General features: G+C 75.5%; 23 protein-coding genes. 12 read left to right on the forward strand and 11 right to left on the reverse strand.

Translation table 11 applies throughout. From position 1 onward, the window contains the following. The first annotated feature begins 13 nt into the window (after positions 1-13). The 4 genes from BLS21_RS20620 (at position 14) to BLS21_RS20630 (ending at position 3,051) form a co-directional block, all read left to right on the forward strand. Positions 14-799 carry a tryptophan-rich sensory protein gene (locus BLS21_RS20620; protein ID WP_139177240.1) on the forward strand — a complete coding sequence of 262 codons (786 nt, stop codon included), beginning with the start codon at positions 14-16 and terminating at the stop codon, positions 797-799. 53 nt (positions 800-852) lie between these two features. Beyond that, on the forward strand, positions 853-1,008 hold the full coding sequence (locus BLS21_RS25340; protein ID WP_175479679.1) for a hypothetical protein: 156 nt from the start codon (positions 853-855) through the stop codon (positions 1,006-1,008). Positions 1,009-1,036: 28 nt separating this feature from the next. Further along, on the forward strand, positions 1,037-1,477 hold the full coding sequence (locus tag BLS21_RS20625; RefSeq protein WP_175479680.1) for an SRPBCC domain-containing protein: 441 nt from the start codon (positions 1,037-1,039) through the stop codon (positions 1,475-1,477). A 68-nt stretch (positions 1,478-1,545) separates the two neighbouring features. Then, positions 1,546-3,051 carry an NAD-dependent malic enzyme gene (locus tag BLS21_RS20630; RefSeq protein ID WP_091223002.1) on the forward strand — a complete coding sequence of 502 codons (1,506 nt, stop codon included), beginning with the start codon at positions 1,546-1,548 and terminating at the stop codon, positions 3,049-3,051. 91 nt (positions 3,052-3,142) lie between these two features. On the opposite strand, the gene BLS21_RS25345 is transcribed toward BLS21_RS20630, so the two are convergent. Next, entirely contained in the window at positions 3,143-3,307 is a 165-nt protein-coding gene (locus tag BLS21_RS25345) for a hypothetical protein (RefSeq protein ID WP_175479681.1), read from the reverse strand. 193 nt (positions 3,308-3,500) lie between these two features. On the opposite strand from BLS21_RS25345, the gene BLS21_RS20635 reads away from it, so the two are divergent. Both BLS21_RS20635 and BLS21_RS20640 read left to right on the forward strand, forming a co-directional pair. Next, the gene (locus BLS21_RS20635) at positions 3,501-4,370 is read left to right on the forward strand and encodes an Fpg/Nei family DNA glycosylase (protein ID WP_091223004.1); all 870 of its coding nucleotides are present in this window, start codon (positions 3,501-3,503) and stop codon (positions 4,368-4,370) included. A gap of 36 nt (positions 4,371-4,406) precedes the next feature. Continuing rightward, positions 4,407-5,057 carry an HAD family hydrolase gene (locus BLS21_RS20640; protein ID WP_245700625.1) on the forward strand — a complete coding sequence of 217 codons (651 nt, stop codon included), beginning with the start codon at positions 4,407-4,409 and terminating at the stop codon, positions 5,055-5,057. On the opposite strand, the gene BLS21_RS20645 is transcribed toward BLS21_RS20640, so the two are convergent. After that, complete coding sequence (locus tag BLS21_RS20645; protein ID WP_245700626.1) at positions 5,054-6,271, reverse strand: MBL fold metallo-hydrolase; 1,218 nt, start codon at positions 6,269-6,271, stop codon at positions 5,054-5,056. The two genes, BLS21_RS20640 and BLS21_RS20645, sit on opposite strands and share 4 nt — an antisense overlap. A gap of 108 nt (positions 6,272-6,379) precedes the next feature. Between BLS21_RS20645 and BLS21_RS25350 the strand changes: the two genes are divergently transcribed. Continuing rightward, a complete protein-coding gene (locus BLS21_RS25350) occupies positions 6,380-6,532 on the forward strand; it encodes a hypothetical protein (protein WP_175479676.1) in 153 nt (50 codons plus the stop codon). Positions 6,533-6,550: 18 nt separating this feature from the next. Here BLS21_RS25350 and BLS21_RS20650 read toward each other — a convergent pair whose 3' ends face one another. Next, positions 6,551-7,867, reverse strand: coding sequence for a Rieske 2Fe-2S domain-containing protein (locus BLS21_RS20650; protein WP_091223011.1), 1,317 nt, complete (start codon positions 7,865-7,867; stop codon positions 6,551-6,553). 168 nt (positions 7,868-8,035) lie between these two features. Here BLS21_RS20650 and BLS21_RS20655 point away from each other — a divergent pair, with 168 nt between their 5' ends. Together BLS21_RS20655 and BLS21_RS20660 are read left to right on the forward strand one after the other, a co-directional pair. Continuing rightward, the gene (locus tag BLS21_RS20655; protein ID WP_091223012.1) at positions 8,036-8,437 is read left to right on the forward strand and encodes a DUF485 domain-containing protein; all 402 of its coding nucleotides are present in this window, start codon (positions 8,036-8,038) and stop codon (positions 8,435-8,437) included. Beyond that, positions 8,437-10,098, forward strand: coding sequence for a solute symporter family protein (locus BLS21_RS20660; protein ID WP_091223013.1), 1,662 nt, complete (start codon positions 8,437-8,439; stop codon positions 10,096-10,098). Before BLS21_RS20655 ends, BLS21_RS20660 begins: the two co-directional genes overlap by 1 nt. A gap of 245 nt (positions 10,099-10,343) precedes the next feature. On the opposite strand, the gene BLS21_RS20665 is transcribed toward BLS21_RS20660, so the two are convergent. The 3 genes from BLS21_RS20665 to BLS21_RS20675 all read right to left on the reverse strand — a co-directional run bounded on the left by BLS21_RS20665 (position 10,344) and on the right by BLS21_RS20675 (position 12,446). Then, entirely contained in the window at positions 10,344-10,568 is a 225-nt protein-coding gene (locus BLS21_RS20665) for a hypothetical protein (RefSeq protein WP_091223014.1), read from the reverse strand. A gap of 102 nt (positions 10,569-10,670) precedes the next feature. Then, entirely contained in the window at positions 10,671-11,531 is an 861-nt protein-coding gene (locus BLS21_RS20670) for a manganese catalase (protein WP_091223015.1), read from the reverse strand. Between the two features lie 180 nt (positions 11,532-11,711). Next, positions 11,712-12,446, reverse strand: a complete 735-nt coding sequence (locus BLS21_RS20675) for a sensor histidine kinase (RefSeq protein ID WP_091223016.1) — start codon at positions 12,444-12,446, stop codon at positions 11,712-11,714. 59 nt (positions 12,447-12,505) lie between these two features. Here BLS21_RS20675 and BLS21_RS20680 point away from each other — a divergent pair, with 59 nt between their 5' ends. Next, the gene (locus BLS21_RS20680) at positions 12,506-13,195 is read left to right on the forward strand and encodes a response regulator (protein ID WP_091223018.1); all 690 of its coding nucleotides are present in this window, start codon (positions 12,506-12,508) and stop codon (positions 13,193-13,195) included. Positions 13,196-13,288: 93 nt separating this feature from the next. On the opposite strand, the gene BLS21_RS20685 is transcribed toward BLS21_RS20680, so the two are convergent. Together BLS21_RS20685 and BLS21_RS20690 are read right to left on the reverse strand one after the other, a co-directional pair. Then, positions 13,289-14,782, reverse strand: a complete 1,494-nt coding sequence (locus BLS21_RS20685) for a PH domain-containing protein (protein WP_245700627.1) — start codon at positions 14,780-14,782, stop codon at positions 13,289-13,291. A 158-nt stretch (positions 14,783-14,940) separates the two neighbouring features. After that, on the reverse strand, positions 14,941-15,450 hold the full coding sequence (locus BLS21_RS20690) for a PH domain-containing protein (protein WP_245700628.1): 510 nt from the start codon (positions 15,448-15,450) through the stop codon (positions 14,941-14,943). Between the two features lie 156 nt (positions 15,451-15,606). Here BLS21_RS20690 and BLS21_RS20695 point away from each other — a divergent pair, with 156 nt between their 5' ends. Then, entirely contained in the window at positions 15,607-15,936 is a 330-nt protein-coding gene (locus tag BLS21_RS20695; RefSeq protein WP_245700640.1) for a rhodanese-like domain-containing protein, read from the forward strand. Between the two features lie 57 nt (positions 15,937-15,993). Here BLS21_RS20695 and BLS21_RS20700 read toward each other — a convergent pair whose 3' ends face one another. The 3 genes from BLS21_RS20700 to BLS21_RS20710 form a co-directional block, all read right to left on the reverse strand. Continuing rightward, complete coding sequence (locus BLS21_RS20700; protein ID WP_217636224.1) at positions 15,994-17,268, reverse strand: glycoside hydrolase family 6 protein; 1,275 nt, start codon at positions 17,266-17,268, stop codon at positions 15,994-15,996. A gap of 130 nt (positions 17,269-17,398) precedes the next feature. Next, a complete protein-coding gene (locus BLS21_RS20705; RefSeq protein WP_091223022.1) occupies positions 17,399-19,015 on the reverse strand; it encodes a long-chain fatty acid--CoA ligase in 1,617 nt (538 codons plus the stop codon). 164 nt (positions 19,016-19,179) lie between these two features. Then, positions 19,180-20,385: a cytochrome P450 gene (locus BLS21_RS20710; RefSeq protein WP_091223024.1), complete on the reverse strand. Its 1,206-nt coding sequence runs from the start codon at positions 20,383-20,385 to the stop codon at positions 19,180-19,182. 69 nt (positions 20,386-20,454) lie between these two features. Here BLS21_RS20710 and BLS21_RS20715 point away from each other — a divergent pair, with 69 nt between their 5' ends. After that, positions 20,455-21,390 (forward strand): DUF5926 family protein, encoded by a 936-nt coding sequence (locus BLS21_RS20715; protein WP_091223026.1) that lies wholly within the window; start codon positions 20,455-20,457, stop codon positions 21,388-21,390. Positions 21,391-21,412 lie beyond the last annotated feature (22 nt).

Genomic DNA, 21,412 nt, shown 5'->3' on the forward strand with positions numbered 1-21,412 from the left:
GTAGGGACCTGGGGTGACCAACGGACGACGGGCGGATGCCCTGCGGGCGGGAGCGGTGCTGCTGGCGGCGATCGCCCAGATCGTCGGCAGCCCCCTGGGCTCGGCGCTCGCCGGGCGCAGCGTGGGCGAGGTCAGCGACGCGACCCGCGCGCTGATCACCCCGGCCGGCTACGCCTTCTCGATCTGGGGACCGGTCTTCGCCCTGGCGCTGGCCTGGGCGGTCTACCAGGCCCTCCCCGGGCAGCGGGACCGCGCGGTGCACCGGGCGACCGGCTGGCCCCTGGCCGCGGCGTTCGCCGGGAACGCCGTCTGGGAGCTGCTGTTCCCGCAGGTGGGTGACCGCGTGCCGGTCCTCCCCGCGGTGCTCCTCCTCGCGATCGTCGCCGCCGCGGCGACGGCCTGGGCGCGGCTGCAGGCCATGCCGCTCACCGGGCTGGCCCGGCTGCTCCCGGCGGCGGTCACCGGGCTGCTCCTGGGCTGGGTGACGCTCGCCTCGGCGGTGCAGGTCGCCAGCGCCGGCGTCGCGCTCGGGGCGCCGGCCCAGGGTGCGGCGGCGCAGGTGTGGGCGGTCGTCGCGCTCGGGGCGGTCGCGGCCCTCGGGGCGGCGCTCGTGCTGGTCGCCCGGGTGGCGGCCGGGCCGTTCGCCCTCGCGGTCGCCTGGGGCCTGGTCGCGGTCGCCGTCGACGGCGGGCCGGGCGTGGTGACCGTCGCCGCCGTGGGCGCCGCGGTGGTCGTGGCCGCGGCCCTGGCGGTCCGGGTGGCCGGACCGCGGGAGCGCGGCGCGCTGCTCCTCGGCTGACGGAGACCGCCCTCTGCCCCCGCCGCCGGCCGACTCGCGGCAGGACCGCGCCGGTGCACGACGTGGCCCGGCAGCGGCTCGACCCCGCCGGGCGGGCCGCGCTGGAGGCCGACGTCGCCGACCTGTGGGGCAGCTCGACCCGGGGCGGCGGCCCGGGCATCGTGGTACCCAACACCCACCTGCAGACGACGGCCGTGCGGGCCGGGTGAGAGGGCGGGCCGGGATGGGAGGCTGGGCGTGAGGAGCTACGAGGCGGCGGCGCGGATCGACGCGAGCCCGGAGCAGGTGTGGACGCTGCTGGTCGACGTGGGCAGCTGGCGGGACTGGGACTCCGGCGTCGACCGGGTGGACGGCCGGGTCGCGCTCGGCGAGGAGCTGACGCTCTACGCCACGATGATCCGCGACCGCCCCTTCTCGGTGACGGTGACCGAGATCCGCCCGCGCGAGGTCATGCGCTGGCGCGGCGGGCTGCCGCTGGGGCTGGCGGTCATCGAGCGCACCTACCACCTCGACGCGCAGGAGGACGGCAGCACGGTGCTCACCGTCCGCGAGGACCACACCGGCCCGCTGGCCGCGCTGCTCGCCCGCTCGACGCCGGACCTGAACCCCTCCTTCCGCCAGTTCTGCGAGGGGCTCAAGGCCCGCGCCGAGGGGCGCACCTCCCGGCCCACCGGCTGACCGGCATCCGTGACCACTGTGACCGAAAGCACCCCCGCGGGTGGTTCGGTGTCACGATGGGGGACGCCATGAGCACCGAGACCGCTGCCACGCCCAGCACCGACGACACCGCCCTCGGCGAGCCGGCCACGCCGCCTCGCGGGCCGGTCACGTCGGCGTCGTACTCGATCACCGTGCGGCTCACCGCCGACGGCGACCCGGCCTCCATCGGCCGGATCGCGACCGCGGTCGGCTCCGCCGGCGGCGCGGTGACCGCGATCGACGTCGTCGACTCCCGCTCCGACGGGCTCACCGTCGACGTCACCTGCTCGGCCGCGGACGCCGCGCACTCCGAGGAGATGGTCGACGCGCTGCGGGCCGTCCCCGGGGTCACGGTCCGCAAGGTCAGCGACCGCACCTTCCTGCTGCACCTGGGCGGCAAGCTCGAGGTCGCGTCGCGGGTGCCGCTGAAGACCCGCGACGACCTGTCGATGGCCTACACCCCCGGCGTGGCACGGGTCTGCCTGGCGCTGGCCGACAGCCCCGACGACGTCCGCCGGCTGACCATCAAGGGCAACACCGTCGCCGTGGTCACCGACGGCTCCGCGGTCCTGGGGCTCGGTGACATCGGCCCGGGCGCCGCGATGCCGGTCATGGAGGGCAAGGCCGTCCTGTTCAAGCGGTTCGCCGACATCGACGCCTGGCCGATCTGCCTGGACACCCAGGACGTCGACGAGATCGTCCGCACCGTCGAGCTGATCGCCCCCGGCTTCGGCGGCATCAACCTCGAGGACATCGCCGCCCCGCGCTGCTTCGAGATCGAGGCCCGGCTGCGCGAGAAGCTCGACATCCCGGTGTTCCACGACGACCAGCACGGGACGGCGATCGTCGCGCTGGCCGCGCTGCGCAACGCCCTGCGCGTCGTCGACAAGCGGCTCGAGGACGTGAAGATCGTGGTCGCCGGCGGCGGGGCGGCCGGGACGGCGATCGTGCACCTGATGCTCAAGGCCGGCGCCCGGCACGTGCTGGTGTGGGACCGCGAGGGGATCCTCTCGCCGGACGACGAGCGGCTCTCGCCGGCCAAGCGGGACCTGGCCGAGCGCACCAACCCCGGGCGCGTGCGGGGCGAGCTGCCCGACGCGCTCGACGGCGCCGACGTGTTCATCGGCGTCAGCGCCGGCAACGTGCTGCCGGTCGAGGCGCTCGCGCGGATGGCGCCGCAGGCCGTCGTCTTCCCCATGGCCAACCCGACGCCCGAGGTCGACCCGGTGCGGGCCCGGCAGCACGCCGCCGTCGTCGCCTCGGGCCGCTCGGACCTGCCGAACCAGATCAACAACGTGCTGGCGTTCCCCGGCGTCTTCCGCGGGCTGCTCGACGCGCGGGCCCGGGAGATCAGCGACGGGATGCTGCTGGCCGCGGCGGAGGCGATCGCCGGTGTGGTCACCGACGACCAGCTCAACGCCAACTACATCATCCCGAGCGTCTTCGACCCCGCCGTCACGTCGGCCGTCGCCGCCGCGGTGGCCGACCAGGCACGGCACGAGCCCGGCGCCACCGCCCCGGTGAGCGAGGTGGAGACCCTCACCACGCAGTAGCGCCGGCGCTCGGCACCCGGCGCGATCACGGCGCCGTGACCGCCCGCCCGACCGCGGGCGCGGTCACGGCGCCGTGATCGTCGGCCGACCGTCAGTCCTCGTCGGCCGGTCGCGACTCCTCCGGCTCGAAGGTGTCGGCCTCGCCGCGGCCCATCCCCACGCCGGTGTCGGCCGGGACCGACGACCCGGCGTCCTGGTCCGGCGCCGAGGGACGGCTCTCGTCCACCGGTGGGCGGCCCTGCGCGCTCTCGGTCATGTCCGCGCCTCCTCGCGCATCACGCTGTCGTCTTCTGGACTCCGATCGCGGCCGGGTGCCGTACCCCCGCTGCGCGGAGCCGCTGCGTCCCTCCTCGGGGAGGCCTCCGGCCCCCACCGGTCGGTACCCCCCACTCGTCGGTACCACTCGATGGGGGACGGCGGGAGACGTCCTCCCGCGGCATAGTGGCCGGGTGCCCGAGTTGCCCGAGGTGGAGGCGCTGACCGCGTTCCTGCGTGAGCACGCGGTCGGCCGCGTGGTGACCCGCGTCGACCTGGCCGCCGTCCAGGCGATCAAGACCTTCGACCCGCCCCTGTCGGCTCTGGGCGGGCTGGAGCTCACCGGGGTCGCCCGGCACGGCAAGTTCCTCGACCTCGACGTCTCCGGCCTGCACCTCGTCGTCCACCTGGCGCGGGCGGGCTGGCTGCACTGGCGCACCGGGCTGCCCACGGCCCCGCCCAAGCCGGGCAAGGGGCCGCTGGCGCTGCGCGTGCACCTCGACTCGCAGGACGGGACCCCGCCCGACGGCTTCGACCTCACCGAGCAGGGCACCCGCAAGGGCCTGGCGGTCTACGTCGTCCGCTCGCCGGCCGAGGTGCCGGGCGTCGCGCGGCTCGGGCCCGACGCGCTGGAGGTCGACCGGGACGCCTTCGTGGCGCTCCTGGCCGGGCGCAGCGGGCAGCTCAAGGGCGCACTCACCGACCAGACGCTGATCGCCGGCATCGGCAACGCCTACTCCGACGAGATCCTGCACGCCGCGCGGCTCTCGCCGTTCAAGATGGCCGACAAGCTCACCGACGACGAGGCCCTGCGCCTCTACGACGCGATGCGGGCGACCCTCGCCGAGGCGCTCGAGCGCCAGGTCGGGCAGCGGGCGGCCACGATGAAGGGCGAGAAGCGCTCGGGGCTGCAGGTGCACGCCCGCACCGGCCTGCCCTGCCCGGTGTGCGGCGACACCGTCCGCGAGGTGAGCTTCGCCGACACCTCGCTGCAGTACTGCCCGACCTGCCAGACCGGCGGCAAGCCGCTGGCCGACCGGCGGATGTCCAAGCTGCTGCGCTGAAGGAGGCCCCCGCTGCAGGGGCGGAGGATGCACGCCGTGGCACGGTCCCTGCTCGTCACCCTCGACCTGTTCAGCGCGCTCATCGACTCGCGCACCGGTGGCTCGGCCGCGCTGGCGCGGATCACCGGCGGGCCGGGGGAGCGGCTCTACGACGTCTGGGACGCGGCCAACAAGGCCTCCCAGCGCGACCTCGCGACCTGGGTGCCCTTCGCCGAGCACTGCCGCCGCGCCCTGACCGCCGCCTACGCCGAGGTGGGGATCGCCCGGGACCCGGACGCCGACACCGGGCGGCTGCTCGACTCGGTCGGCGGCTGGCCGCTGTGGCCGGACGTCCCGGAGGGGGTGCCGGCACTCGCGGCCCGCGCCCGGGTCGGCGTCCTGTCCAACGTGGACGACGCGGTCTTCGCCCGCACGCGCGTCGCACCGCTGGTGGACGACGCCGACGTCCTCACCTCCGAGCGGCTGCGCGCCTACAAACCGGCGCCGGAGATCTACCTCCGGGCCCGGGAGCGCGCCGGTGGCCGGCTGGTGCACGTGGCGACGTCGGCGCGCGACGTCCGGGGCGCCCTGGCGGCCGGCATCGACGTGGTCCGGCTGCGTCGGCCCGGCCACCGCCTGGACCCCGAGGGTGCGACCCCGCAGGTCGAGGCGGCAGACCTCCCCGAGGTCGCCCGGCTGCTGGGCTAGTCGCCCGCCCGGCGGGCGGTCAGCCAGGACGCCGCTCGCGCCACGACCGAGCTGCCGGCCCCGCCGTCCCCGGTCTCGACCGGCTCGTCGGCGAGCGCGCCGACCTCCGACCACCAGTCGGTCAGCGCCGGCGGCGCCAGGACGTCGACCCGCTGGCCCGGCCGCGGCACGGCCACCCGCACCTCCGAGCGCTCCGCCGCGGCGCACAGCCGCTGCACGGGCTCGGCCCAGCGGTGGAACGCCAGGTTGAACGTCGCCCAGTGCACCGGCACCAGCAGTCCGCCACCGAGGTCGCCGTGCGCCCGGACGGCCTCCTCCGGCGTCATGTGGATGAGGGCCCAGGCGTCGTTGTAGGCGCCGATCGGCAGCAGCGTCAGGTCGAAGGGGCCGAGCAGCGCGCCGATCTGGGCGAACGCCGGGGTGTAGCCGGTGTCGCCGCCGAAGAAGACCCGGTGCCGCGGCCCGGCGACCACCCAGGACGCCCACAGCGTCGTGTCGCGGGTGAGGAACCGGCCGGAGAAGTGCCGCGCCTCGGTGCAGGTGAGCGTCAGGCCGGCGAGCCGCACCGCGCCGTCCCAGTCCAGCTCGACGACCCGATCCTCCGGCACGCCCCAGCCGCGCAGGTGCGCACCCAGCCCCAGCGGGACGACGAACGGCGCGGCCTGGGTGCGCAGCAGCCCGCGCACCGTGGGCAGGTCGAGGTGGTCGTAGTGGTCGTGCGAGACGAGGACGGCGTCGACCTGCGGCAGCTCCTCCAGCGGCAGGGGCGCCGGGTGCAGCCGGGTCGGCCCGACCAGCGGGGACGGCGACACCCGCTCGCCCCACACCGGGTCGACCAGCACCCGCCGGCCGTCGACCTCGAGCAGCGCGCTGGAGTGGCCGAACCAGGTCACCGCGAGCTCACCCGCCTGCGCGGGCAGCTCCGGGCGGGTCACCGGCACCGGGCGCGCCGGCAGGCCGGTGTCCCGCTCCTCGTGCATCTGCCGGAGCAGGCCGCGCTGTGCGCTGGCCGGCGGCCGCGCCGGCGTGCTCAGCCGGTTGTGGAAGCGGCCGTCGGCGAACTGCGGCGAGCCGGCGGCGGAGGCCTGGACCTCGCGCTGGCTGGCGCCCAGGGCGGTGGGCAGCCCCCAGGCGGCGCGGGCGACCCACGCGGCGGGTCCGGCGAGGGTGGCGGCGAGGGCCAGGGTGGTGCGGCGGGCGGCGGAGGACGGCACGACCGCCAGCATCCCAGCCGCGGAGGGGGAGGCGACGTCCGCCGCGAGGGTGACACGCCCCGGCCGACGGCGGTTGCCCGGGAGGGTGCGGCGTCCGAGCATGGCCCCGTGACCGACGACGCACGACCCGCCGAGCCGGACGAGGACGGCGGCGACCCGGCGTGCTGGCTGCGGCGGGTCTGCCCGGCGTGCGGGCGACTCGCCGACGTCGACCCGCCGGTCCGCTGCGCCGCCTGCGGGGAGCTGCTCCCCGCGGACTGAGGGAGCCGGGGCCATCTCTCAGGCGGCCTCGCGGTCCTGTCGCGGAGCCGAGACGACGAAGTCGCACAGCGCCCGGCGCAGCGCCACGCCCAGCCGGTCGGCGCGGACGTGCAGCTCGTCGCGCACCGACAGCGGCAGTCCCTGACCGGCCACGTGCGCGACGAGGGCGAGGTCCTCGTCGAGCACCCGCTGCCGGAAGGCGACCTCGCGCTCGACGTCGGCCGGGGCGGGCAGCGGGTGGCCGGGGCCGGCCGACAGCAGCAGCCGGGTGTACACCCGCGTGGAGTCGGCGTCCTCCGGCTGCAGCAGGAACTGGACCACCGTGACCGCGCCGGAGTCGAGGAACTCCTCGCGCAGCAGCAGCTGGAACGGTGCCCGCAGGACGCGGGTCGCCCGCCGGCGCTGCCGCAGCGGCCGTTCGCCGGTGGCCACGCCGGGGTCGGTCACCGCGTCGAACCACTGCTCGTGCGCGCTGCGGAGACCGCCGGGCTCCGGCTGGACGTCGTACGCGGGCACCTCCGGGTGGTCGGCCGCGCCGGAGGTCGCCGCGTGCAGAAACGGGGCGTGCGAGACGTCGAGGAGGACGTCGGTCAGCACGGCCGCCGTCCCCGCCGAGCGTCGCGGCGGCAGCCAGCCGGTCACGAAGCGCCGGTCGGCGTCCTCGGGGAACTCCAGCGGCACGTCCCGGGGCTCGGCCGGGGCCAGCCACACCACGCCGAGCCGCTCGCGGACGCCGAACGCCGGCGGGTCCACCTCCAGCCGGTCGGTGCGGCGCAGCGTCCAGGTCCGCCCCAGCAGCCGCACCTGCAGCCAGCCGCCGGGACGCAGCTCGCGGGACAGGGCCACGGGGTGCCACGCCGACTCCAGCGCCGGGTCGAGGTTGCCCAGCACCGGCCCGTCCGGCGGCGGGGGCGCCGGGGCCGGCTCGGGTGCCGTGTCGGCGGTGGGGCGCGGCGGCGCGGGGACGGCGGTGCGCTCGGGGGCCAGCCAGACCCAGCCGTGCCGCTCCTCGACCGCCCACGGCACCGGCAGGTCGGCCCGCGGCGGCGCCGTCCCGTCGGGGCCCAGGGAGGGCAGGGAGACGCAGCGGCCCTCACCGTCGTACTGCCACCCGTGGTGGGGGCAGGTGAGCCGCCCGTCGACCACCGTGGCGGCGCTCAGCGGCACCAGCCGGTGCGGGCACCGGGCAGGGAAGGCGCTCACCTCCGCTCCCGGGCGCAGCCTGACCAGCACGTAGGCCCGCCCGCCGGCGCCGACCGGCAGCGGCTTCGTCCCGACCTCGGCGGCGCGCGCCACCGGGTACCAGCCCGTCGTCGTCCCCGCGGAAGTGGTCATGCCCCATTGCAGCGCCGCCGGGTTCCCGCTCGGTTACGCCCGCTCGACGGTCGAGCGACACAGGTTGCGCACAACAAAAGGTCACCGACGACGCATTACGGACAGACTTGTCTCTAGAGTGACCGCGGTCACCGGAAGCAGGTGACCAGGACGACAGGGAGAGGCACCGTGACACCACCCGCTGAACGCAGGCTCCTGACGCCGGAGGAGTACCGCGAGGCCCAGGCCTCCCCGGAGTTCGTCGAGCTGAAGCGACGCTTCCGTCGCTTCGCCTTCCCGATGACCGTGGCCTTCCTGGCCTGGTACCTGCTCTACGTCCTGCTCTCGACCTACGCGCCGGACCTCATGGCCACGCCGGTGTTCGGCAACATCAACCTCGGCATCCTGCTGGGTCTGGGCCAGTTCGTCTCGACGTTCGTGATCACCCACGTCTACGTGGCGCACGCCAACAAGCGCACCGACCCGATCTCCGACGACATGCGCGAGCGGCTGGAGCACCACGAGTACGCGCGCACCGGTGGTGTCGGTGCCACCCGAGGCGCCGACGAGACCCGCGGAGGACGGCACTGATGCTCCCCCTCGCTGCCCCCGCCGCTCCGGCGACGACCACCGTCGGGAACCCGGCGGTCAACATCTCGATCTTCGGGGCCTTCGTCCTCGTCACGCTGGCCATCACCTTCAAGGCCAGCCGCAACAACAAGAGCGCGGCCGACTACTACGCCGCCGGCCGCAACATCAGCGGCACCCAGAACGGGCTGGCCATCGCGGGTGACTACCTGTCGGCCGCGTCCTTCCTCGGCATCGCCGGCGCCATCGCCATCTACGGCTACGACGGCTTCCTGTACTCCATCGGCTTCCTCGTCGCCTGGCTGGTCGCCCTCCTGCTCGTCGCCGAACTCATGCGCAACACGGCGCGGTACACGATGGCCGACGTGCTGGCCTTCAGGATGCGCCAGCGGCCCGTCCGCACCGCGGCGGCGACCTCGACCCTCGTGGTCAGCCTCTTCTACCTGCTCGCCCAGATGGCCGGCGCCGGCGCGCTGGTCACCCTGCTGCTCGGCGTCACCGGGGAGCTGGCGCAGGCGGTCGTCGTGATCCTCGTCGGTGCCCTGATGATGGTCTACGTGCTCGTCGGTGGCATGCGCGGCACGACCTACGTGCAGATCATCAAGGCGACGCTGCTCATCGCCGGCGCCGGCGTGATGACGGTCTGGGTGCTGGGCAAGTACGGGTTCAACCTCTCCGCGCTGCTCGGCGGGGCGGTCGACACCTCGGCGACCCAGGCCACACCGCGCGACGTCCTGTCCCCGGGGGCCCAGTACGGCGCGACCGACATCTCGAAGCTGGACTTCATCTCGCTGGCGCTCGCGCTGGTGTTCGGGACGGCCGGCCTGCCTCACGTGTTGATGCGCTTCTACACCGTCCCCACCGCCAAGGACGCCCGCCGCTCGGTGGTCTGGGCCATCTGGCTGATCGGCGTCTTCTACCTGTTCAGCCTGGTGATCGGCTACGGCGCCGGTGCGCTGGTCGGCGCCGACACCATCCTGGCGGCGCCCGGTGCGGTCAACGCGGCGGCGCCGCTGCTGGCCTTCGAGCTCGGCGGCACGATCCTGCTCGGCGTCATCGCCGGCGTCGCGTTCGCGACGATCCTCGCGGTGGTCGCCGGACTGACGATCACCGCGTCGGCCTCCTTCGCGCACGACATCTACGCCTCGGTGATCAAGAAGGGGCAGGTGAACCCGAACGCCGAGGTCAAGGTGGCCCGGATCGCCGCGATCGTGATCGGCGCCGTCTCCATCGGTCTGGGGATCCTGGCGCTGCAGGCCGGGCTGAACATCGCCTTCCTGGTGGCCCTCGCGTTCGCCATCGCCGCCTCGGCGAACCTGCCGACGATCATCTACACCCTGTTCTGGCAGCGGTTCACCACACAGGGCGCGCTCTGGTCGATCTACGGCGGGCTGATCACCTGCGTCACGCTGATCCTGTTCTCGCCGGTGGTGTCCGGGGCGCCCGTCAACCCGGCGACCGGCAAGAGCCCCTCGCTGCTCCAGGACGTCGACTTCTCCTGGTTCCCGCTGAACAACCCCGGTCTCGTGTCGATCCCGCTGTCGTTCTTCCTCGGCTGGCTCGGTACGAAGCTGTCCAAGGAACAGCCCGACGAGCTCAAGAACGCCGAGCTCGAGGTGCGGGCGCTCACCGGGATCGGTGCGGAGAAGGCCGTCGCCCACTGAAGAAGGACCCCCGTGCCCCCCACCGCTCGCGAGCTCGCGGCGGGGCCCTGCACGGGGGCCGGTTCCAGCACCTCGCCAGGCGCGCGTCCCCGTTCTCGGGGGCGCGCGCCTCGCGCGTTCCGGGGGCTCCGGGTGCCCCTCGATGATCAGGTCACCTGATCGAACCGGTTCCTCCCTCACGACCGGTTGTGAGGGAGGAACCCCAGGGACCAGGTCACCTGGTCATCGGGCGACGAGGCGCCGGGTCAGGCGACGGCCCGGACGGGCGCGGACTCGGGTGCGAGGACGGCGTCCGCGGCGGCGATCGGGGCGGCGGCGTGGGCGCGGCGGTGGCGGACGGCCCAGCGGGTGACCAGGCCGGTGAGGACGACGAGCCCGGCGACCAGGTGCTGGCCGGGCGCGGTGACCGCGACGGCGAGGGCCGCGGCGTAGACCACCGTGAGCAGGACGGCGGGGACGGACAGGTGCACGGGACTCTCCTCGGGTGAGGGCGGCCCGCCGGCCGGCGGCCGGGTCGTGGGCTGACCCGGCCACCGGCGCGGCGACGGCGCAGGTGGAACGGGATCAGGACCTCACTTGAGCATGTCCTTGGCCTTCTGGAGCAGCGACTGCCCCGGCATCTGCGGGGTGGAGAACAGCCGCGGGTCGCCGGGCGGCAGGATCGGGGCGTCGGCGGTCGCCTCGATCGGGCGGGCGCGGAACTCCGACCGACCGTCGACCGACGGGCCCGACGCCCATCGGCCGGCCGAGGCCTCGGGGCCGTCGGAGGCGTCGACGAAGGTGTAGCCGAGGTCGCCGACCTCCTCCTCCAGCGGGAAGGCCTCGGGCACCGGGATGCCCTCGATGCCGTCGGACTTGAGCTCCTCGGTCGCGGCCAGCCACTGCTGCTGGTGGTAGTGGTCGCGGGTGATGAGGAACCGGAGCATGTCCTTGACGCCGGGGTCGTCGGTCATGTTGTAGAGCCGGGCCACCTGCAGCCGGCCCTGCATCTCGGCGGTGGCGTTGTACATGAAGTCGGCCATGAGGTTGCCGCTGGCGGTGACGTACGCGCCGGTCCACGGGTTGCCCATGCTGTCCATGTAGGACGCGCCCTGGCCGTTCTGGATCAGGTGCTGCGGGTTGTGCTGCCCGTAACCGGCGGCGGCCTCCTTGGTGCGGTCGGCCGAGTCGGGCTTGAGCGGCGCGTGGTCCAGCAGCCGGTCGATCATCGTCACGATCATCTCGACGTGCGCCAGCTCCTCCGTGCCGATGGAGAGGAGCAGGTCCTTGTACTTGCCGGGCAGCCGGCAGTTCCAGCCCTGCAGCAGGTACTGCGTGGCGACCGTCATCTCGCCCCACTGGCCGCCGAGGATCTCCTGCATCTTGCGGGCGAAGTCCGGGTCGGGACCGTCGGGCTTGGCCTCGTACTGCAGGGCGTGGGTGTGCGTGAACACGGGGTCTCCCTTGCATCGTCGCGACCACCGCCGATGCGGTGACACCAGGGATCTGCCCGCGCCCGGTGGCCCACCCGTGCCGAGCCCTGGCCCCCGCGTGCCAGGTTGCGTGGCCCGTCGGACGGCACCCGGCCGCGGAGCTCCCGGGGGACGGCGCGAGAAGGGGCCGGAGGCCCTCCCTCACCGATCGGGGAGCTGCACGGTCAGCGTCAGCGACTCGCCGTCCTCGACCCACACGATGCGGCCGCCGAGCTCGCCGGTCTGCCGCCGCACCGACCACAGCCCCAGGCCGGTCAAGTCCGGAGGCGGGGAGTCGGTGCGCAGGTGCCCGAGCAGCCGATCCGGGCGGACGACGGCCTGCGTCAGCGCCAGGTCGACCCAGCCGGGGCGACATCGGACCGCCAGCCGGACCGCGGCGCCGTCCCCGTGCCGGTGCGCGTTCTCCAGCAGGTTGGTGAGGATGCGCTGCACCCGGGCGTCGGCGACGGCGACGTCCTCAGCGCAGGGACCGACCTGCACGGTCAGCTGGGCGTCGGGCAGCCCGGAGGCGGCCACCGACGCGCGGACGACGTCCCCCAGCCGGCGCGTCCCCCGCCCCAGCGGCGCCGCCCCGCCCGTGGCGGCCGCCGTCCGCAGCATGGAGGCCAGGTGGGCGGTCTGCGCGCGGGCCAGCTCCAGCACCTCCGCGGGGTCGGCCGCCGGTCCGGCCGGGCGCTCCAGCGCCCCCAGGAGCGCCTCCAGCGAGGCCAGCGGCGAGCGCATGTCGTGGCACAGCGCCCGCACCAGTGCGTCGCTGGGCTCCTGCGCCTCCCCGCCGCCCGGCCGCGCCGGCGCCCGACGCCGCAGCAGGCGGCGCAGGGCCGGCAGCGCGCCGTGGGACTCGAGGGACGTCGAGGGGTTCGCGGCCAGGGTCATGGGCACCTCCGTGGTGCGTCCGGTCAGCCGCGCCGGCGCAGCTGTCGGTCTGGGGAGAGATGGAGCCGAGCGACGCCGGTGCTGGGCGCCGTCCGCTGGTCGACGTCGTGCTCGTCGACGACCACCCGTTGTTCAGCCGGGGCCTGGCCCTGCTGCTGCCGGGGGTGAGCGAGGGCCGGGTGCGCGTCGTGGCGACGACCGACGACGCCTCCGCGGCCGCGGCGATGGTGCGCCGGCACCACGCCGACGTCGCCGTCGTGGACCTGCACATGCCGCCGCCGGGCGGCACGCGGGCGATCGCGGCGATCCGCCGCGCGGACCCGACGGTGCGGATCGTGGCGCTGTCCGGTCAGGCCGAGGAGGACGCCGTCCTGGAGGCGCTGCGCGCCGGCGCGGCCGGTTACCTGCCCAAGACCGCCGACCCCGAGGCGCTGGTGCGCCCGCTGCTGGCGGTGCTCGACGGCTGGTCGGTGATCCCCGAGGACCTGCTGCGCCGGCTGCTCGAGGACTCCGCGCCCACCGGGGAGCAGGGCCTCGCCGATCGGCTGACCGCGGACGAGCGCCGGCTGTGGCGGCTGGTGGCCGACGGTGCGAGCACCGTGGAGATCGCCACGACCCTGCACGTGTCCGAGCGGACGGCGAAACGGCTGGTGGCCGCGCTGCTGCGCACGCTGGGCGTCGCCACCCGCGTCGAGGCCGCGGCGCTGGCCGGGCGCGTGCACCTGGGCGGCAACGGCAGGCAGGGCTGAGATCCGCACCGGTGCAGGTCCGCATCCCATCGCCCCCCGGCTACCCGCGACGGTGATCGACACGCGCGGTGCGGGCGAGCGGGTGCGGACGGCCTAGGGAGCCAGCGTCCCCGCCCACGTCCCGGACGACGCCGCCGCGGCGAAGCCGGGCACCTCCGCCGCGGCCACGTCCACCGCGGCGTAGCCCCCGCTGCCGGCGCCCACGCAGGCGACGACGGTGGCGAGCCCGGCCCGCCGCTGGAACACGCTCTGCCGCACCTGCCAGCCCACGACGGCACGGCGCTGCAGCACGGCCTGCTCGCGCACCAGCCAGCCGCTGCGGACGGTGAACGACCGCGGCCCGGCGGCGTGGCCGAGGGCGCGGTACCGGCCGATGCCCATCGGCACACCCAGCACCGTGAGGACGACGCCGACGACCGGCACCCACCACCACCCGAGGGCGGCCGCCGCCCAGGCCCCCGCCGCGGTCACCAGCAGCCCGGCGGCCAGGGCCCGCACCAGCCGGCGGCGCAGGGCGGCGGGCGGGTGGCCGGTCAGCGGGCCGGGGTCCTCGACCAGCCGGCCGAGCAGGCGCAGCGCCTCGGCGCGCGGACCGAGCGGCAGCAGCTGGCCGCGCCGGTTGGCCTGGCCGAGGCCGGTGACCAGGGCGTTGACCCGGGCCGCGCGCACCCACCGCATGCCCAGGCCCTCGCTGAGCGTGCCGCCCCGGATCCGGTCGACCTCCAGCTCGGTGTGCCGCCGGGTGAGCAACCCGCGGACGGCGACCAGCGAGCCGCCGCGCCGCACCAGCCGGTAGCCCCAGTTGACGACGGCCGCCCCGACCACCGCGGCCACGGCCAGCAGCGGCACCGCGGCGACCAGCCCGGCCACGACCAGGTGCGGGGAGGGCTCGGGACCCGCGAGGTCCGGGACGACGGCGTCGGGCAGCTCCTGCACCAGCCGGAACAGCGTGCCGACCGCGGCCAGCGGGACGACGAGGTAGCTGCCGACCAGCGGCGCGTAGAGCAGCCAGCGGGGCTGGAAGCGGGAGAGCTCCTCCTCGACCGGCGGCTGCGGGGCCTGCACGCCGTCCGGTGCCGGCACCCCGGCGGGACGGCGGGCCAGCAGCCGCGCGCGCAGCCGGTCGCCCTCGGCGCGGGTCACCCCGTCGACGACGAGCTCCTCCTCGTTCACCCCGACCGAGCCGGCCGCGGCGTCGATGCGGACCCGCACCAGCCCGAGCAGCCGGTGCAGCGGCGGGGTCTCGACCTCCACGCCGCGGATCCGGTCGTTGGGCACGGTGCGCACCGAGCGGGCCAGCAGGCCGCGGGTCACCACCACCGCCGTCGGCCCGTCGGCGTAGCCGAACCGCCACCAGCTCAGCACGGCCGCCACCAGGGACAGCGCGGTGACGACCGCCGCCATGACCACGACGGTGAGCAGCCCGTCGTCCAGGCCGACCAGCGCGGCGACCGGGATCAGCACCGGCACCATCTGGCGGGCCTGCCGGAAGGTGGCGGTGTGCACCAGCACCACGCGGGGCGACGCCCGCAGCGGCCGCTCACCGGGTGCGCGACCGCCGCCGACGCCCACGTCGGGGTCGCTCACCGGTCCGGCTCCGCCCGGCGGGGCCGGGGGGACGGCGGGGCCGCTCGCTGTGCTCACCGGTTCGCTCCCGCCCGGCGGAGCCGGAGGGACGGCAGGGCCGCTCGCTGTGCTCACCGGTTCGCTCCCGCCCGGCGGAGCCGGAGGGACGGCAGGGCCGCTCACGTCGCCTCGTCGCGGACCAGCTCGGCGCGCCGGGCGAGGTCGTCGGCGACCCGCTGGGCCACGTCGGCCTCCAGGTGCAGCACCCGGACCGTGCCCTGCGAGGACGCCGTCAGCACCGCCACCGTGGCCAACCCGAACAGCTGCTGCAGCACGCCGCGGGTGACGTCGACGGTCTGTATGCGCGAGATGGGCACCAGCGTCCAGGTGCGGGTCAGCCAGCCGGTGAGGGTGTAGACCGCCTCGCCGGTGACCTCCCAGCGGTGCACGCGGTAGCGGACCCACGGCCGGATGCCGATCGTCACCGCGGCCTCCAGCACCGCGAACGCCACGAGCGCCCAGCGCAGCGGCGACGGCAGTGCGTCCTCCGGGACGAGGACGAGGACGGCCGTGACCACGACGGCCCAGACGAGCGCGCCGATGACGCCCCCGGTGACCCACAGCCCGATCGCCGAGCGGGACAGCGACCAGGCGGGGTCGCGGACGGGCGTGGGTGCGTCGGCGGTCATCGTCCCCATCCTGTCAGCGACCCCGGCCGTGATCATGGGGGTCGTACCGGTCCCCACGGCGAGTCCGCGCGTGTCGTCTGCGACGACCCAATGATCACCGCGGTGGGGGCGGGGCACGGAGCCACCCGCCGTGCCGGTGGCACGATGGGACGCGTGATGCCGCAGCAGGTCCCGACCGTGCCCGCCAGCGAGGTGCCCGAGGAGGCCGTCGTCCTCGACGTGCGTGAGGACGACGAGTGGGTGGCCGGCCACATCGACGGCGCCACCCACATCCCGATGGGCGAGGTCCCGGCGCGGCTGGAGGAGCTGCCCGAGGCCGACCCGCTCTACGTCACCTGCCGCGGCGGCGGGCGCTCGGCCCGCGTGGCCGCCTGGCTCAACGCCAACGGCTACGACGCGGTCAACGTGGGCGGCGGCATGGGGGAGTGGGAGGCGGCCGGCCGGCCGATGGTGAGCGAGACCGGCCAGCAGCCCTTCGTGCGCTGACAGCCGCGGGAGCACCGCAGCGAGGTGGTCGTGCGCTGAGGGCCGCGCCCGCATCGGCTACAGCGAGCCGCCGCGCACCAGCCCGATCGCGTAGGAGTCCCAGAAGGTCCCGGCCGCCGGGCCGCCGTTGCAGGTGCCGTCGGACTCGCCGGGGCGCTTGACCCACAGGAAGGCGTCGACGCGCGGCTGCCCGGTCTGCGCCGTCGGGCGCTCGCCCAGGGCGCGGCCCGGGGGGTTGCACCAGTCGGTGCCGGGGCCGTTGCCGTTGCGGCTGGTGTCGACGACGAAGTGCGCCCCGTCCAGCAGCGCGGAGACCTGCTCGCCGTAGGTGACGTTGTCCGCGGTGGTCTCGAAGTTGGAGACGTTGAGCGCGAAGCCGTCCGCGGCGGTCGCCCCCGCGGCGCGCAGCCGCTCGGCCATGGTCGGCGGGCTGATCCAGGTCGCGTTCCCGGCGTCGAGGTAGGTGCGGGTGCCGGGGTTGGCCTCGAGCAGGTCCACCGCCGAGCGCAGCATCGCCAGCCGCTGGGCCGGGTCGCCGCACAGCTGGGCGAGCGCGTCGGGCTCCACGACGACGACCGCGTCGGCGCTTCCGATGCCGGCCGCGACCGCCTGCACCCAGCGGACGTACTCGGCCGACGAGCCGACCCCGCCGGCGGAGTACCCGCCGCAGTCGCGGCCGGGGACGTTGTAGGTCACGAGGACCGGCACGGACCCGGCGGCCTGCGCGGCGGCGACCTCCTGGCGGACCGTCGCGGTCACGTCGCCGCTCCACGCGCCCAGCCACAGCGACGTCGGCACGCCTGCCAGCTCGGCGAGCGCCGCGGCGTCCGCGGCGCTGCGGCCCGGCTGCGCCGCGGCCTGGACCGCGCCGGTGTTCGGGCCGTAGAAGGTCATCCCGGCGAGCGGGTTGCCGGTGGCGGCGGGCGGGACGGCGGTCGAGCCGGTCGCCGTGGCCGTCGTGGTGCCGGCCGCGCCGGAGGTGGCGCCGGTCGTCGCCGCGGTGGTGCTCGGGGGAGCAGGGGCGGTGGGAGCGGCGGTCGTCCCGCTCGGCGTCGCCGTGCCCGGGAGGGGAGCGGACGTCGTCGGCGTGGGGACCGGCGCCTTCGGCGGCGCCGTCCGGGTCTTGCGGGCCTGCTCGATGGCCGGCTGCGCCGCGGACGGCGCCTCGGGGGCCAGGAGGGACGGCGTGAGCAGCCCGGCCCCGACCACCGCGGCGGCGAGACCGGAGGCCCACAGCCGTCGCCGGCTGCGTCCCGCCCGGTGCCGGCCTGGGATGCCGGGGGTCGGGTCGGTCAGCCGATCCGGCGAGGGGCGGCCCGGGGCGAACACCATGCGCACAACGTAGTCGGACGCTTCCGTAACGTCATGACCAGGGGTGACTCAGCGTGTTCGCATCCCCGCCAAGGGTGACGCGGCGAGGGGGTCCGCCCGCTCGCGCGGACGGACCCCCTCAGGAGGAGGCTCAATCGCGCGCGGGGAACTCCGCGAAGCGGCTGCGCAGGTCCTTCTTGGAGAACTTGCCGACGCTGGTCTTGGGCACCTCGTCGATGAACTCGACGGCGTCGGGCATCCACCACTTGGCCACCTGCGGCCGGAGGTGGTCGAGCACCTCCTGCTCCGTCATCGTCTCGCCCTCCTTGACGACGACGCAGGCCAGCGGCCGCTCGTCCCACTTCGGGTGCGGGACGCCGACGACGGCGGCCTCCTTGACCTTCGGGTGGCTCATGATCGCGTTCTCGAGGTCGACCGAGCTGATCCACTCGCCGCCGGACTTGATGAGGTCCTTGGTGCGGTCGGCGATCCGGATCGAGCCGTAGGGGTCCATCGCCGCGACGTCACCGGTGCGCATCCAGCCGTCCTCGGTCGAGAGCACGACACCGGCGTCCGGGTTGTAGTAGTCCTGGGCGCACCACGGGCCGCGGACCTGCAGCTCCCCGGTGGCCTCGTCGTCCCACGGCTGCGGCTCGAGCGTCTCGGCGTCGACGATGCGGGCCTCGACCCCGAGGAACGGCGTGCCGGCGCGGGCGCGCTGGGCCGCCTTCGTCTCGTCGTCGGCGTCGGCGTACCGGCGCGGCAGGACCCCGGACGAGGCGACCGGGTGGGTCTCGGTCATGCCCCAGGCCTGCAGGATCGGCAGGCCGACCTGCTCGCGGTAGGCCTCGCTCAGCGCCCTGGGCACCGCCGAGCCGCCGCAGCCGATGTCGCGCAGCTTGTGCGGCCGGCCGGCCAGGTGGGGGAGCACGCCCTGCCAGATCGTCGGGACGCCCGCGGTGAAGGTGACCCCCTCGTCCACGATCAGGTCGGCCAGCGCCTGGGGCTGCATCATCGAGCCGGGCATGACCAGCGAGGCGCCCGCGGCCGGCGCGGCCTGCGCGATGCCCCAGGCGTTGGCGTGGAACATCGGCACGACCGGCATCGCGACGTCCTGGATGCCCAGCCCGAAGGCGTTGGGCGCCATCACGCCCATCGTGTGCAGCCACGTCGAGCGGTGCGAGTAGACGACGCCCTTGGGGTTGCCGGTGGTGCCGCTCGTGTAGCACATCGAGGCGGCGCTGTTCTCGTCCGTGACGTGGAAGTCGACCGGGGAGGCCTCGGCCAGCAGCGTCTCGTAGTCGGAGACGCGGGGGTCGTCGGGGATCTCGTTGTCGCCGCCGTCGTCCATGACCACGACGTGCCGGACGGTCTTCATCGTGTCGACCAGCGGCCACAGCAGCGGCAGCACCGTGCGGTCGACGAAGACGACCTCGTCCTCGGCGTGGTTGGCGATGTAGGTCAGCTGCTCGGGGAACAGCCGGATGTTGAGCGTGTGCAGCACGCGGCCGGTGCTCGGCGCGGCGAAGTACAGCTCCAGGTGGCGCTGGCTGTTCCAGCCGAAGGTGCCGACCCGGCCGTCGGCACTGATGCCGAGGGTGTCGAGCACGCCGCCGAGCCGGCGGGTCCGCTCGGCCCACTCCGCGTAGGTGCTCCGGGTGATCCCGCCGGGGCCCGCGGTGGCGATCGTCCCGTCGCCGTAGTGCTGCTCGACGTGCCGGAAGATCGCGTCGATGGTGAGGGGGTAGTCCTGCATGAGGCCGCGCATGGGCGGAATCGTGCCAGTGACCGCGCTCACGATCCACACCGACTGCCCAGGTGAGCCGCCCTGCGAGGCGGGCCGGGGAGTGGGGCCGGAGGCCCCCGCGACCAGGGCCGGGACGGGCTCACCGCGCCGGGGGACGGCACCCAGCCGCGGTGGGAGGCCGGCAGTCAGCACAGCACCACCGGCAGCTCGGCCAGGCCGCGGATGACGAACTCCGGACGGCGCACCGGCTCCCCGCCGAGCTCCAGCCGGGAGGTGCGTTCCAGCAGGGCGCCGAAGGACGCCTGCAGCTCCACGCGCGCCAGCGGGGCGCCGATGCAGAAGTGCACGCCGGCCCCGAAGGTGATGTGCGGGTTGTCCGTCCGGCCGACGTCGAACCGGTCCGGGTCGGGGAAGACCGCCGGGTCCCGGTTGGCCGCCCCGAGCAGTGCGGCGACCTTCTGCCCCTCGCGCACGGTGGCCCCGCCCACCTGCACGTCGGTGGTGGCCGTCCGCTCGAACAGCTGCAGGGGCGAGTCGAACCGCATGAACTCCTCGACGGCGGTCGGCAGCAGGCCGGGGTCGTCGCGCAGCCGGGCCAGCTGGTCGGGGTGCTCGAGCAGCGCCAGCAGGCCGTTGCCGCTGACGTTGACCGTCGCCTCGTGCCCGGCGTTGAGCAGCAGGACGCAGGTGGTGACCAGCTCGTCCTCGGTGAGCCGGTCGCCGTCGGAGTCCCGCACGCCGACCAGGTGGGAGAGCAGGTCCTCGCCGGGGGCGCGGCGGCGCTCGGCGGCCAGCCCGCGCAGGTAGGTGACGAACTGGTCCGCCGCACGCTCGGCGGCGTCCTCGACGGCCGCCGTCCGGCCGTACTCGTACATCTTCACGATCGCGTTGGACCACGGCCGCAGCAGCGGCCGGTCGGCGTCCGGGACGCCGAGCAGCTCGGCGATGACGGCGACCGGCAGCTCCTCGGCCATCCCGGAGAGGACGTCGACCGGCTCGGTGCCGCCGGAGCGCTCGACCAGGCCGTCGACCAGCTCCCCGGCCAGCCGCTGCACCCAGGGCCGCAGCCGCTCGACGTGCCCGCGGGCGAAGGCGGTGCTGACCAGGCGGCGCAGCCGGGTGTGGTCCGGGGGCTCCATCTCCAGCAGCGCGTTGCGGTGGACCAGGTTGAAGCTGCCGAAGCGCTCGGCCGGCTCCCGGTCACGCCAGATGCGGCCCAGCCGGCGGTCCCGCAGGACGGCGTTGCTCTCGGCGTGGGTGAACGCCAGCCACAGCCCCAGGCCCTCGTGCCACTGCACCGGCGCCTGGGCCCGGGCGCGGGCGAAGGACGGGTAGGGGTCGGCGACGACGGCGGGGTCGGTGAGGTCGATCGGCGGAGCCGCAGGTGTCACGCCGGAGCAGCCTAGGGAGGGGACGGGCTCGCCGCGGGACCCTGCGAGGAGGCCACCTACGCTCGTCCCATGGCCCGCTCCGCGACCCGCAAGCGTCCCGCTGCCCCTGCCGCAGACGGCGGCGCCAACCCCAAGGCGCCCTGTCCGTGCGGCTCGGGCCGCCGGTACAAGCACTGCCACGGCTCGGGCTACGCCCCACCGGTGACCCGGCCGTTCGAGGGGCTGCCCGGCGAGGAGCACTGGGTCGCGCTGCGCGAGCTGGTCCCGGCGGCGACCGCGCCGCTGCGGACGACGGACGGGCGCGACGTCACCCTCGCCAGCGTGCTGCCCGGCGGCGCCCCGGCGCTGGTCCGCGCCAACGGCGAGATCCTGCTCGGCGTCCAGCTCCAGGGCTCCTCCGACGACGTCAGCCGCGACCTCGGGACGGCGCTGGCCGCCGCGCTCGAGGCGCCGGCCGGTGCGCCGGTCGACCCGGGTCCGCTCGGCGGTGCCGGATCGGCCGGCCCCCGGCTGCAGGAGCTGGTCGACACCACGGCGCCGCTCCAGGTCACCGTGCACGAGGACTTCGGCTTCTGGCTCGAGGGCGTCGAGGCCGGCGCCGCGGCCCGTGCCGGGCTGGAGCAGGCGAACGCGGCGATCCTGCCGACCGAGCTGCTCCCCGGCCTCGGTGCCGCCTACTGGGTGCGGCCGGGTGCCGAGCGGGCGCACCTGCGGTGGGTGCGGCCCGAGCCGGAGGAGCAGTTGCTCGACGCGCTGGCCCGGCTGCGCGCCTCGGGCGAGATCCTGCTGGGCGAGGGCACCCGGTACGCCGGGGCCTTCCGCGCGCACGGGCTGCTCGTGCCGGTGTGGGACCTGCCCGCCGACACCCCGGCCGCCGACTGGACCGACGCCGCCACGGCGTTCCAGGCGCGCCTGGAGGAGGCGATGGCCGCGACCGGCCCGCTGTCCGCCGACGAGCGCCGTGCCCGCGCCGGCCTGCTCTCCCGCCAGATCACGCTGCGCTGAGGGAGCGCCCCGTCCTCCCCCC

It is taken from the genome of Geodermatophilus siccatus (assembly GCF_900103785.1).
In the GTDB taxonomy this organism is placed as follows: Bacteria; Actinomycetota; Actinomycetes; order Mycobacteriales; family Geodermatophilaceae; genus Geodermatophilus; species Geodermatophilus siccatus.